The sequence below is a fragment of the Pseudomonas helvetica genome (genome assembly GCF_039908645.1).
GTDB lineage: Bacteria > Pseudomonadota > Gammaproteobacteria > Pseudomonadales > Pseudomonadaceae > Aquipseudomonas > Aquipseudomonas helvetica.
The window spans coordinates 4,564,164-4,575,944 of the sequence record NZ_CP150917.1 but is presented as its reverse complement, the minus strand read 5'-3'; the positions used below and the strand labels follow the sequence as shown (position 1 = coordinate 4,575,944).

Here is an 11,781-nt window from a genome sequence, read left to right as displayed (position 1 = left end):
TCTATGTGTTCATGATGTTTGTTGCTTTGCTTTTGTAGGAGCACGGCTTGCCGGCGATGGCGCCCTTACTGACGCCATCGCCAGCAAGCTGTGCTCCTACAGTCTCAGCATTACTTCGCGACCTTGCCCAATACACGCAAGCGGCTCACGCCACCGTCCGGGAACACGTTCAGGCGGATGTGGGTGATCGGGCCCAGGGCCTTGATCTGCTCGGCGAAGGTGTGTTCGGCGTGCATTTCCAGTTTCTGCGCTGGCAGCAATTCGCGCCAGAACAGCGACTGGGTTTCGATCTGGCTGTCGGTGCCGCCCTTGACGAACGCGCCCTGGATCGAGCAGGTGTCCGGGTAGTTGCCCTTGAAGTGCAGGGTGTCGACGATGATTTTTTCGATCTCGCCCGGGTGGCCCAGCGCGACGATGACCCAGTCATTGCCCGGAGTGCGACGACGTGCGGTTTCCCAGCCATCGCCCATATTGATGCCGCGACCCGGGTTGAGGATGTTGCTCATGCGACCGAAGTGTTCGTCGGAGCAAGCCAGGGCGCGACCGCCGTTCAGGGCTGCGGCCAGGTCAATTTGCTCGTTGTCGCCAACCGTCGACCAGTCGCGGTACGGAATGCCGTACACGCGCAGACGGGCGACACCGCCGTCCGGGTAGATGTTGAAGCGCAGGTGGCTGAAGGCCTGGTCGTTGTTGATTTCGTGGTAGTGGTGGCTGTTGCCTTGCAGCTCGACGGCCGACAGCACTTCAACCCACTGAGTGGTTTCAGTCGGCTCGCCGGAGGCCACGAAGCAGGCTTCCAGGGAGGCAGATGGCGGGTAGTTGCCGGTGAAGAATGAAGTGTCGATGTCCACGCCCTTGATCGAGCCTGGCACGCCGAGACGGATCACCGCGCTGTCGTAGCCTTCGAAGCGCTTGCGGCGCGATTCCCAGCCATCCATCCACTTGCCGTTGTCATCGAACACGCCTTCTTTCCATACGGCCGGGGTTGGCTGGAACAGGCGGTTGGCATCAGCGAACCAGTCATCGGTGACCGAGATGATTTTGGTGCCCAGGCGGGCGTCGGCCAGGTTGACGAACTTCTCGAAAGGTACGGCGTAAGCTTTCATTCTTCTTGTCTGCCTTTAATTGAAGTGGCTTGGGATGCTTGCAGGGCCCTGGGCGTTTTTCACGTTCATTCACGCTCGGGTCATGTTCGCTAAAGAGTCAGTAATCGGAACAGCGCAATCTTGTTGATCTCCGCCAGCGCGCATTTGAATTCGGTGTCTGCCGAGTTGTGAATGCGCGTTTCGAACGCAGCGAGGATCTGATGCCGGTTGCTGCCTTTTACCGCCATGATGAAGGGAAACTTGAACTTGGCTTTGTAGGCGTCGTTCAACTCGGTGAAGCGAGAAAACTCTTCGGCCGTGCATTGGTGAATACCCGCGCCAGACTGTTCTTCAGTGCTGGCTGCGGTAAGCTGGCCCTGGACGGCGGCTTTACCGGCCAGGTCCGGGTGAGCGTTGATCAAGGCCAGCTGGCTGGCGTGATCGGCACAGAGCAGGATATCGCTCATGCGCTGGTGCAGGGTTTCAATCTCGTCGATTGCCGCGTCCTGGCCCAGGTCGAAGGTTTTTTCGGCGACCCATGGCGAATGTTCGTAGATGTCGGCGAAGGCGTTGACGAAGGCGTCGCGGCTCAAGGTCGATGGCTTCAGGGTTTGGAAAGCAGTCATTTCGAAGCCCCTGGGTACGGATGGGTTGCGTGCCAGTGGCGGGCAATATCGACCCGGCGGCTGAACCAGACCTGCTCATGGCTTTTTGCGTATTCGATAAACCGCTTGAGTGCGGCCAGGCGGGCAGGGCGACCGATCAGGCGGCAGTGCAAACCGATGGAGAGCATTTTTGGCGATTCGGCACCTTCGGCGTAAAGCACGTCGAACGCGTCCTTGAGGTACTGGTAGAAATCGTCGCCCTTGTTGAAACCCTGAACCTGGGTGAAGCGCATGTCATTGGTGTCCAGGGTGTACGGGATCACCAGGTGCGGTTTGCCGGTCGGGTTATTCGGTTCCCAATACGGCAGGTCATCGTCGTAGGTATCGCAGTCGTACAGGAAGCCGCCTTCTTCCATCACCAGCCGACGGGTGTTCGGCCCGGTACGGCCGGTGTACCAGCCCAGCGGGCGCTCGCCGCTGATTTCGGTGAGGATGCGGATCGCTTCGAGCATGTGCTCGCGTTCCTGTGCTTCGTCCATGTACTGGTAGTCGATCCAGCGATAGCCATGGCTGCAAATCTCGTGGCCGGCTTGAACCATGGCGCGGATCACGTCCGGGTGGCGCTGGGCGGCCATGGCCACGGCGAAGATGGTCAGTGGAATGTCGAATTCCTTGAACAGCTTGAGGATCCGCCAGACGCCGGCACGGCTGCCATACTCATACAGCGACTCCATGCTCATGTTGCGCTCGCCTTGCAGCGGCTGCGCCGAGACCATTTCCGAGAGGAAGGCTTCCGACTCTTTATCGCCGTGCAGGATGTTGCGCTCGCCGCCTTCCTCGTAATTGAGCACGAAAGACAAGGCAATGCGGGCATTGCCCGGCCAGTGTGGGTGGGGAGGGTTACTGCCGTAACCGATCAGGTCGCGTGGGTAGTCAGCGCTCACTGCAGTCTTCCTTCTTATTCGGGGTTACTTATTCGCGATAAGGGGTGTGTGGCGGCCTGAAGGTGAGGTGACAGGCTGGCGTCACAGCGATGGACTGATTGTATACAACTTTATATTCACTTTGTAAGCCTGATTTTTTGCATTTTTCATCAGCTGTCATCTTTTCAGGGGGCTGCAAGAAACCTGCCTGAGTGGTCAGCTAATGGATGGAAGGTCCTCTGATCTTATGGTTCAGCGTCAGATTCGCCGAGAAACCATGGACGGCGAGTACAGTGGTAAAAATGTCGTTTTTATTGTGTACAATTTTTTTAAAAAGTGTCTTAATCAGTCGCTTGCCGCCGCTTTTCGTGCTCCGAAAAGGTGCGGTCTCCTTTTTAACTGACTCCGGGAGGCGCGAGGCCTGACTGCTGCAAACGCAGGCAGGCGCGCAGAATCAATGGGACGTTTGACTACACACGTTTTGGACGCAGCACACGGTTGCCCGGGCAGCTCGATCAAGGTCGAGTTGTACCGCGTTGAAGGTTCGCAGCTGGAATTGGTCGCCAGTGCACTGACCAACAGCGACGGCCGTTGCGACGCACCCTTGTTGCAAGGCGATGACTACCGTTCCGGGGTTTATCAGCTGCAGTTTCATGCCGGCGATTACTACCGCGCGCGCGGTGTACAGCTGCCGGAGCCGGCCTTTCTGGATGTGGTGGTGCTGCGCTTCGGCATCTCGGCAGAGCAGGATCACTACCATGTGCCATTGTTGATTTCGCCCTACAGCTATTCGACCTACAGAGGAAGCTAGGACTTTCCCCCAGCTATCTTTCTCAGAAGCGACTGCGCATATAGCTTCTTTGGTCTTTCGCCCGCTCACACTGCGGGCTTTTTTTCGTCTTGAGAAATGTGGTGTGTCTGATGACGCCATCGCGGGCAAGAACTAGGCGTCCCCCCTCTCCTACGGATTTATGTCGTTCGCATGCATTGAGAGCGACTCAGGACCTGTAGGAGCAAGGCTTGCCCGCGATGCTTTTAGCGGCTCAACAGGGAGGCAGCACCCGCGCCACTGAACAACCCGGCACTGATCCGGTTGAACCAGCTCTGGCCCTTGCCGCTGCGCAGATACCGCGCCGCACCATGCGCACCGAGGCCGTAGGCCACCTTGCAGCACAGATCCAGCACGGTCCAGGTGGCGATCATGATCAGTAACTGCGGCAGAAAGGGCTGCTGTGCGCTCAAGAACTGTGGCAGGAAGGCGGCGAAGAACAGAATGTCTTTCGGGTTGCTGGCACCCAGCACGAACGCGCGCCCGAACAGTGCACGAAAGCGCGGTGTCGGCGCGGTCTGGGGCACTTCGGCGCCGACCGATGGCTGGCGCGATTGCTGCCAGCTTTGCCAAGCGAGGTAGAACAGGTACAGCGCGCCGACAATCTTCAGCGCACTGAAGAGTTGCTCCGAAGCCAGCAGCAGGGCGCCCAGACCCAATGCCGATGCGCTCAGCAGGCAGATCGAGGCAAATACGCCGCCGAGAAACGCCGGGTAAGAACGCCGCAGACCATAATTCAGACTGTTGCTGATCATCAGCAACGACAGTGGCCCCGGGATCAGGATCACCACCAGTGCAGCGCCGCTGAACAGCAGCCAGGTTTCCAGACTCATCACTTTCCTCCCTATGTGCAAAAGCCCCACCCGACGGGGTGAGGCTGGTTTGAAACGCGTACCGCTTACAAGAAAATGAACTTGGCGATAAAGATCGCGCACAGCACCCAAAGACTGATGGAAATTTCCTTGTGTTTACCCGTACCGGCCTTGAGCACCACGTAGGTGATAAAGCCCAGCGCGATACCGTCGGCAACCGAGAAGGTCAGCGGCATCATGATGGCCGTGACGATCGCCGGAATGCTGTCGGTGGCTTCACTCCATTTGATGTGCTCCAGGCCGCTCATCATCAGCATGGCCACGTAGATCAGCGCACCGGCGGTGGCGTAAGCGGGGATCATGCCAGCCAGCGGCGCGAAGAACATCGCAGCAATAAATAGCACACCTACGGTCACTGCGGTAAGACCGGTACGACCACCGGCGGCCACACCCGCGGCACTTTCCACGTAACTGGTCACTGGCGGCACACCGACCATCGCCCCGAACACGCTCGACGCACTGTCTGCTTTCAGTGCTCGGGAGAGGTTTTCGATCTTCCCGTCCTTGCCGACCAAACCTGCCCGTTGCGCCACGCCCATCAGGGTCCCGGCGGTATCGAACATGTGTACGAAGAGGAACGCCAGCACCACGCTGATCATGCTGACGTTGAACACGCCGGCGATGTCCATGGCCATCCAGGTCGGTGCCAGGCTTGGCGGTGTCGACAGAATGCCGCCGTAGTGCACCAGGCCCAAACCCCAGCCTGCCAGGGTCACGGTGATGATGCTGATCAGGATCGCGCCGAACACGCGGTGGTAACTCAGTACCGCAATCATCAGGAAACAAACGGCTGCCAGCAGAGGAGCAGGATCACGCAGATTGCCCAGTTTGATCAGCGTGGCCGGGCTGGCGACAATGATTCCAGCTGTTTTCAGACCGATGATCCCGAGGAACAAACCAACGCCTGCGCCCATGGCGAAGCGCAAGCTCACCGGAATACTGTTGAGCAGCCATTCCCGTACGCGCGATAGCGTCAGGAACATGAACAGCACACCGGAAATGAACACCGCGCCCAGTGCCGCTTCCCAGTGGTAACCCATGGTGCCGACTACGGTGTAGGTAAAGAAGGCGTTCAAGCCCATGCCTGGCGCGAGGCCGACGGGCCAGTTGGCGTACAGACCCATCAACAGGCAACCGAGCGCAGCCGCGATGCAAGTCGCGACGAAGGCGGCGCCGTGGTCGATCCCGGCGTCCGCCATGATGTTGGGGTTGACGAAGATGATGTAGGCCATGGTGATGAAGGTGGTAATACCTGCGATCAACTCGGTCTTCACCGTGGTGCCATGCAAGCTGAGTTTAAAAATGCGCTCCAGCCAGCCATTGCGTAACGGCGGCGAGAGTTCCAGCGTCGAGGCTTCGGATTTGCGGCTTTCCACAGCGAGTACTCCTCAAGAGTTTTATTGTTATTTCCAGAGCCGGACACATGAGGTGGGCAGCGGCTCTTTGAGGTACTTGCGAATTTGTTGACCGCTTGGTCAGGAACTCGCACGAAACGGATTATGCTTTTGTATACAAATAAAGCAAATAATGTTTTTGATTTTGTAGACGAAAAGTCTGGAGAGAAAGCTATATGCAGGGGATAGGGCTGTTCCGTAGCGGCTGGCGAAGCCTGCGTTCGAGCGCGCAGCGGTCGTAAAATCCAACTCAACTCTATGGTTTATCGGGGGGAACCCTACGACTGCTTCGCAGCCGAACGCAGGCTTCGCCAGCTGCTACGAAAGCGTGGTTTAGCGGTTTTCGCCCAGCGCTTTGTTCACCGCCAACCAGCCATCCACCGCCGCCTCGCCAGCCTCGGCAAACACTCGCTCAAGCAATTTCACTTGCTCACGCCGCAGCGACTCCTCGAACCGCGCGCCGTCGACGGTCAGCTCCAGCAGGCGTTTACGCTTGTCGGTCGCTGACGCCACGCTGTCCACCAGGTGCATTTCCACCAACTGACGCAGCGGAATGTTCAGCGCCTGCTTGCTCACACCGAGTAGTGCGAGCAATTCCTTGACGCTCAGGGCTGGGTAGCGGGCGATGAAAAACACGATGCGCTGATGCACGCGGCTCAAACCGCGCCGCTCAAGCATTTCGTCGGCTTTGGCAGTAAAGGCCTGGTAGCCGAAGAAGAACGCTTCCATGGCGGTTTGCTGGGTGCTTTGGTTTTTAAGGTCAAGCATATTGACGTATCTGCTCGCGCTGTCGTAATTTCGGTCAAGTAGTTTGACTTAATTTCCTTGGCCTTCGCTACCGGTGACCCCCATGGCTTTTTCCGAACGTGTCTCGCGCCTTAAAAGTTCTTTGATTCGTGAAATCCTTGCCGCGGCTCAGCGCCCGGAAGTGATGTCGTTTGCCGGTGGCCTGCCTGCCGAAGCCATGCTGCCGAAGGTCGAGTGGGCTGACATGCCGTTGTCCATGGGCCAATACGGCATGAGCGAAGGCGAACCGGCATTACGCGAAGCGCTGGCGGCTGAGGCCCGGGCCTTGGGCGTACCGTGTGAGGCGAGTCAGGTGTTGGTGGTCAGCGGCTCCCAGCAAACCCTGGATCTGGCGGCCAAGCTGTACATCGACAAAGGCACCGAGATCATGCTCGAAGCGCCGACCTATCTGGCGGCGCTGCAAATCTTCCAGCTGTTCGGCGCTGACTGTCTGACCGTGCCGCTGGAGGCTGACGGCCCGAACCTGAATGAGCTGCGCGCGCGCCTGGAAAAACATCACCCGGCGTTCATCTATCTGATCCCGACGTTCCAGAACCCCTCGGCCGTGCGCTACAGCGAAGCCAAGCGCGATGCAGTGGCAGCGTTGCTCGATGAATTCGGCGTGACCCTGATCGAAGACGAACCCTACCGTGAACTGACCTTTGATGGCGGCAGCGCGACGCCCATCGTCAGTCGCTTGAAGAAGGCCAGCTGGATCTACACCGGCACCGTGTCCAAGACCTTGCTGCCTGGCTTGCGCGTCGGCTATTTGATCGCCAGCCCGGACCTGTTCCCGCACCTGCTGCGACTCAAGCAATCGGCTGACTTGCACACCAACCGTGTTGGCCAATGGCAGGCGTTGCAATGGATTGGCAGCGAGAAGTTTCGCGATCACCTGAGTGAGCTGCGGGACTTCTACCGGGTTCGGCGTGACGCCTTCCAGTTGGCACTGGAAACCCATTTCTGCGATCTGGCCGAGTGGAATGTACCGCAAGGCGGGCTGTTTTTCTGGTTGATCCTGAAGCAGCCATTGGACACCCGGACCTTGCTGAACGAGGCGTTGGCGCAGAACGTGGCCTTTATGCCGGGGGAGCCGTTCTTCTCTGAACCGGACAACAATCCGGGGCATCTGCGGCTGAACTTCAGCCACATCGATCCGGCGCGGCTGGACGAAGGGCTTAAACGATTGGCTGGAGTAGTGCGTCAGGCACAGGCTGCTCAGGCTGCGTGAGGGAAGGTTAAAAACCAATAAACCGGCGAATGAGCCGGTTTATTTTTGTTCAGGATTTATGTTGTCTGTGCTGGCCTCATCGCGGGCAAAAACACCACAAAACCATCAGGCTGCAGCGAAGCGCTTGTCCAGATAATCAATGATCACCTTGGATTCATACATCCAGGTAGTCTGGCCATTCTCTTCGATACGCAGGCACGGCACCTTGATCTTGCCGCCTTGCTCAAGCAGGGTTTGGCGATCCTGTTCGTTGTTCTTCGCATCACGCAAAGCCACCGGCACATTCAGGCGGCGCAGGGTGCGGCGGGTTTTCACACAGAACGGGCAGGCGTGGAACTGATACAGCGTCAGGCCTTTCGCTACGTTTTCGACCTGGGCCTGAGCGGCAGCGGGGCGCTTCTTTTTGCTCGGGCGGGTGAGGAAGTCGATGAAAATGATCAGCTGGCCGAGGCCGACACGAAGCGCTTTTACTAACACGGTATAAGCCTCACGGGCGAATGAAGAAAGGCGCGCAGCTTACCTGATTTTTCACAGGCGAAAAAAAACCGGCGATGAATGCCGGTTTTCTTCGTACAGCGATTACTTGATCAGGCTGAGAAACTCGCTGCGGGTCGCCGCGTTTTCGCGGAACTCACCAAGCATCACCGAGGTGATCATCGACGAGTTCTGTTTCTCTACACCGCGCATCATCATGCACATGTGCTGGGCTTCGATCACCACCGCCACGCCCAGGGCGCCAGTCACTTGCTGGACAGCCTCGGCGATCTGCCGGCTAAGGTTTTCCTGGATCTGCAGGCGGCGGGCGTACATATCGACGATCCGCGCGACTTTCGACAGGCCCAGCACCTTGCCACTCGGGATATAGGCCACGTGGGCCTTGCCGATGAATGGCAGCAAGTGGTGTTCGCACAACGAGTAGAGCTCGATGTTCTTGACCAGCACCATTTCGCTGTTGTCGGAGCTGAACAAGGCACCGTTGGTGACTTCTTCGAGCGTCTGCTCATAACCGCGGCAAAGGTACTGCATGGCTTTGGCGGCACGCTTCGGCGTGTCGAGCAGACCTTCGCGGGTGGCGTCTTCGCCAAGCTGGCCGAGGATCGCCGTGTAATTCTGTTCCAGGGACATGAAACTACCTGTGGGATTTTACGCAAAGGGCAAGGGTACGGCGGCGGACACGGCGCTGCAAGCGTAGCGCATCAGCTTTACTCGTCGCGACCTTCCATCATGGTCCGTTTGAGCATCACATAAACCGCTCCGGCACCGCCGTGTCTGGCCTGGCACGAGGTGAAGCCAAGCACCTGCGGATGCTGGCGCAGCCACGTGTTGACGTGACTTTTGATCATCGGCCGCTTGCCGTCCAGGCGTACAGCCTTGCCGTGAGTCACGCGCACGCAGCGGATTTCGAATTTTGTTGCTTCGGCGAGAAAAGCCCACAGCGTCTCGCGGGCTTTTTCGACGGTCATGCCGTGCAGGTCGAGGCTGCCTTCGAACGGGATCTGCCCGACCTTCAACTTGCGCATCTGGCTTTCCTGCACACCGTCACGCGCCCACATCAACTCGTCTTCCGGACCGACATCGATCACGAACTGATCGGACAGACCGTCAACAGTGGTGGCATCGGTGCGCACGGTGGCGGCCTGACGCAGCTTGGCGATGTGCGCGCGGTCAGCCTTGGGTTTGCCGGTTTCGGCGCGATCGTGCTTGATCGGCTTGACGCCTTGGATCGCGCTTTTGAACAGGGAAAAATCGTCGTCTTGCATGTCAGCCTCCGCGAAGGGCGGCCAGTTTACCCAAGTCGAGGTGAATCGGGCGCGTCAAAACGCAACGCGCGCCACTCAGTCATGTTTTTTCATCAAATGCGGAGCCAGGTTCAGCTCACGCGGTTGGCGCATCCGGCGACGGCAGCGACGCCACAACGCGACACCGACATACAGCAGCAACAGGCCAAGCGCCAAGACCACCGCGGCGCCGGCCGGGCTGGTGTTCAACTCGCCAAGAGCCGGCGGGTGGCCCAACAGGCTGGCGGCACCGGCCAGCGCCAGCAACACGCCGAGGGTTGCCAGCAGCGCGGAAAATGCCGCACCAAAACGATAACGCCAGTTGCGCGGGCCTTTGGGCCGCAAGCGGCGAGCGTCAAAACCATCGGATTTCTTCATTCCGACCTTCCTCAATGGGTATCGGCCCTTCGACCGGGAGTTGACCGGGTGGTTCCTGAGGCTAAGGCAATTGCGGGGAATGAGCGGTTTTTGCGGATGAGCGGCTGCGTTGGCCGCTCATCAAGCGCTTGATCAGATCAGTTCCTGAGTCTGGGCGAGGGTCGCGAAGTTGTCGGCCATGATCGCCATTTCAGTCTGCTGGACATGTTCGGCGCTGAGGACGCCACCTTTGAAAGGCAGGTCCCGGGTGGCACAGGCGTCTTCGACCAGGGTGCAGCGAAAGCCCAGGTTCTTGGCGGCGCGCACGGTGGTGCTGACGCTGGAGTGACTCATGAAACCGCAGACGATCAGGTCCAGCGAGCCGAGGTCTTGCAGGCGTTTTTCCAACGGGGTGCCGTGGAACGCACTGGGCAGCAATTTACCGATGACAGTTTCGTCAGCCAGTGGCTCAAGGCCCGGGATGAATTCACCGCGTTCGCCTTGTGGGTCGAACAGGCCACCGACGGTGCCGAGGTGGCGTACATGGACGATCGGCCTACCCGCCTTGCGGGCAGCCGCGAGCAGTTGCTTGATATTGTCGACGGCGGCGTCCATGCCGGAAAGGGCCAGGGGGCCGCTCAAGTATTCTTTCTGGGCATCGATGATCACCAGCGTCGCATGGGCCAGATTGGCCGGCGCGTAACCACGACCGCTGAGTTGAAACATCGTTTTTGGAACGGACATTCTGGGGCTCCTTCGAGTGGGGCTTTTGCGACATTGTCCTCTGGCTGAGCGCTTCTGTGAATCGCTACCATCGTAGGCACCGTCGTTGCTGGCCTGCAGCCTGTCAAGAGCTGAGCAGATGTTCAATCAAAAGCTGAAAATCAGGATCAATCCTACATCCGTCCGGTGATTTTCTTGCGTCGTCGAGGAGGGTTTAGGCTGTTAGAATCGCCAGTCGTTTTTTCAGGAGTTTGCCCCCGTGATCACTTCCCGCCTGCGCACCTTGCGCGACCACATTCGTTGGGCTGTCAGCCGTTTTCATGGGGAGGATCTGTTTTTCGGCCATGGGACCGACAACGCCTGGGACGAAGCCCGTCAACTGGTGTTGGGGGCATTGCACCTACCGTGGGAAATCGCCGATAGCTACTTGGATTGCCGTCTTGAAGACGACGAACTGGTCAACCTGCAGCGCTTGCTCAAGCGTCGAATCGAGGAGCGCATCCCGACGGCTTACCTGTTGGGCGAAGCCTGGTTCTGCGGGATGTCGTTCATCGTTGACGAGCGTGTATTGATTCCGCGTTCGCCGATTGGCGAGCTGATCGAAAAACGGTTTGCGCCGTGGTTGGGCAGCGAACCTGCACGGATTCTTGACCTGTGCACCGGTTCCGGTTGCATCGGCATTGCCTGCGCCTACGAGTTCCAGAACGCTGAAGTGGTGTTAGCGGATCTGTCTTTCGAAGCGCTGGAAGTGGCCAATCAGAACATCGAGCGCCATGGCGTCGATGAGCGCGTGTACACCGTTCAGGGCGATGGCTTCGACGGTTTGCCAGGGCAGCGTTTCGACTTGATCGTGTCCAACCCGCCTTACGTTGACGCCGAAGATTTTGCCGACATGCCGGATGAATACCAGCACGAACCCGAACTGGGTCTGGCCTGTGGTGACGATGGTTTGAACCTGGTGCGGCGCATGCTCGCCGAAGCGGCGGATCACCTGACCGAGAAGGGCTTGCTGATCGTTGAAGTCGGCAACAGCCAGGTGCACGTCGAGGCGTTGTACCCGGAAGTCGATTTCGCCTGGCTGGAATTCGAGCGCGGCGGTCACGGTGTGTTCATGCTCAGCGCCGAGCAATGCCGCCAGCATCAGGCGTTGTTCGCTGCCAGGGTTTAATGTGGTGAACGTGGCGAGGGAGCTTGCTCC

The 11,781-nt window shown here is 58.7% G+C and carries 14 protein-coding genes; 3 read left to right on the top strand and 11 right to left on the bottom strand.

The window, feature by feature from the left end:
* Positions 1-110: 110 nt before the first annotated feature.
* From alc to puuE, 3 genes are all read right to left on the bottom strand, one after another.
* On the bottom strand, positions 111-1,106 hold the full coding sequence (alc, locus tag AABM55_RS21295) for an allantoicase (protein WP_347927711.1): 996 nt from the start codon (positions 1,104-1,106) through the stop codon (positions 111-113).
* A gap of 89 nt (positions 1,107-1,195) precedes the next feature.
* Positions 1,196-1,711, bottom strand: coding sequence for a 2-oxo-4-hydroxy-4-carboxy-5-ureidoimidazoline decarboxylase (uraD, locus tag AABM55_RS21290; RefSeq protein ID WP_347927710.1), 516 nt, complete (start codon positions 1,709-1,711; stop codon positions 1,196-1,198).
* Positions 1,708-2,634 carry an allantoinase PuuE gene (puuE, locus tag AABM55_RS21285; RefSeq protein WP_216742623.1) on the bottom strand — a complete coding sequence of 309 codons (927 nt, stop codon included), beginning with the start codon at positions 2,632-2,634 and terminating at the stop codon, positions 1,708-1,710. Before puuE ends, uraD begins: the two co-directional genes overlap by 4 nt.
* 436 nt (positions 2,635-3,070) lie before the next feature.
* Between puuE and uraH the strand changes: the two genes are divergently transcribed.
* Positions 3,071-3,424, top strand: a complete 354-nt coding sequence (uraH, locus tag AABM55_RS21280; RefSeq protein WP_095078352.1) for a hydroxyisourate hydrolase — start codon at positions 3,071-3,073, stop codon at positions 3,422-3,424.
* Positions 3,425-3,648: 224 nt separating this feature from the next.
* Here the strand turns inward: uraH and AABM55_RS21275 are convergent, their stop codons facing one another.
* The 3 genes from AABM55_RS21275 to AABM55_RS21265 all read right to left on the bottom strand — a co-directional run bounded on the left by AABM55_RS21275 (position 3,649) and on the right by AABM55_RS21265 (position 6,476).
* Complete coding sequence (locus AABM55_RS21275) at positions 3,649-4,275, bottom strand: LysE family translocator (RefSeq protein ID WP_054593504.1); 627 nt, start codon at positions 4,273-4,275, stop codon at positions 3,649-3,651.
* A gap of 65 nt (positions 4,276-4,340) precedes the next feature.
* A complete protein-coding gene (locus AABM55_RS21270) occupies positions 4,341-5,660 on the bottom strand; it encodes an NCS2 family permease (protein WP_347930076.1) in 1,320 nt (439 codons plus the stop codon).
* A gap of 381 nt (positions 5,661-6,041) precedes the next feature.
* Positions 6,042-6,476, bottom strand: coding sequence for a MarR family transcriptional regulator (locus AABM55_RS21265; RefSeq protein WP_347927709.1), 435 nt, complete (start codon positions 6,474-6,476; stop codon positions 6,042-6,044).
* An 82-nt stretch (positions 6,477-6,558) separates the two neighbouring features.
* On the opposite strand from AABM55_RS21265, the gene AABM55_RS21260 reads away from it, so the two are divergent.
* Positions 6,559-7,725 (top strand): PLP-dependent aminotransferase family protein, encoded by a 1,167-nt coding sequence (locus AABM55_RS21260; RefSeq protein ID WP_347927708.1) that lies wholly within the window; start codon positions 6,559-6,561, stop codon positions 7,723-7,725.
* Positions 7,726-7,830: 105 nt separating this feature from the next.
* Here AABM55_RS21260 and AABM55_RS21255 read toward each other — a convergent pair whose 3' ends face one another.
* The 5 genes from AABM55_RS21255 to AABM55_RS21235 form a co-directional block, all read right to left on the bottom strand.
* A complete protein-coding gene (locus tag AABM55_RS21255; protein ID WP_347927707.1) occupies positions 7,831-8,202 on the bottom strand; it encodes a glutathione S-transferase N-terminal domain-containing protein in 372 nt (123 codons plus the stop codon).
* Between the two features lie 102 nt (positions 8,203-8,304).
* Positions 8,305-8,850: a GTP cyclohydrolase I FolE gene (gene folE, locus AABM55_RS21250; protein WP_019693029.1), complete on the bottom strand. Its 546-nt coding sequence runs from the start codon at positions 8,848-8,850 to the stop codon at positions 8,305-8,307.
* A 77-nt stretch (positions 8,851-8,927) separates the two neighbouring features.
* Positions 8,928-9,485, bottom strand: coding sequence for a Smr/MutS family protein (locus AABM55_RS21245; RefSeq protein WP_019693028.1), 558 nt, complete (start codon positions 9,483-9,485; stop codon positions 8,928-8,930).
* A 75-nt stretch (positions 9,486-9,560) separates the two neighbouring features.
* Positions 9,561-9,881: a hypothetical protein gene (locus AABM55_RS21240; RefSeq protein ID WP_347927706.1), complete on the bottom strand. Its 321-nt coding sequence runs from the start codon at positions 9,879-9,881 to the stop codon at positions 9,561-9,563.
* A gap of 132 nt (positions 9,882-10,013) precedes the next feature.
* Positions 10,014-10,604, bottom strand: a complete 591-nt coding sequence (locus tag AABM55_RS21235) for a cysteine hydrolase family protein (RefSeq protein ID WP_103315806.1) — start codon at positions 10,602-10,604, stop codon at positions 10,014-10,016.
* A 238-nt stretch (positions 10,605-10,842) separates the two neighbouring features.
* On the opposite strand from AABM55_RS21235, the gene prmB reads away from it, so the two are divergent.
* A complete protein-coding gene (gene prmB / locus AABM55_RS21230; RefSeq protein WP_347927705.1) occupies positions 10,843-11,751 on the top strand; it encodes a 50S ribosomal protein L3 N(5)-glutamine methyltransferase in 909 nt (302 codons plus the stop codon).
* Positions 11,752-11,781 lie beyond the last annotated feature (30 nt).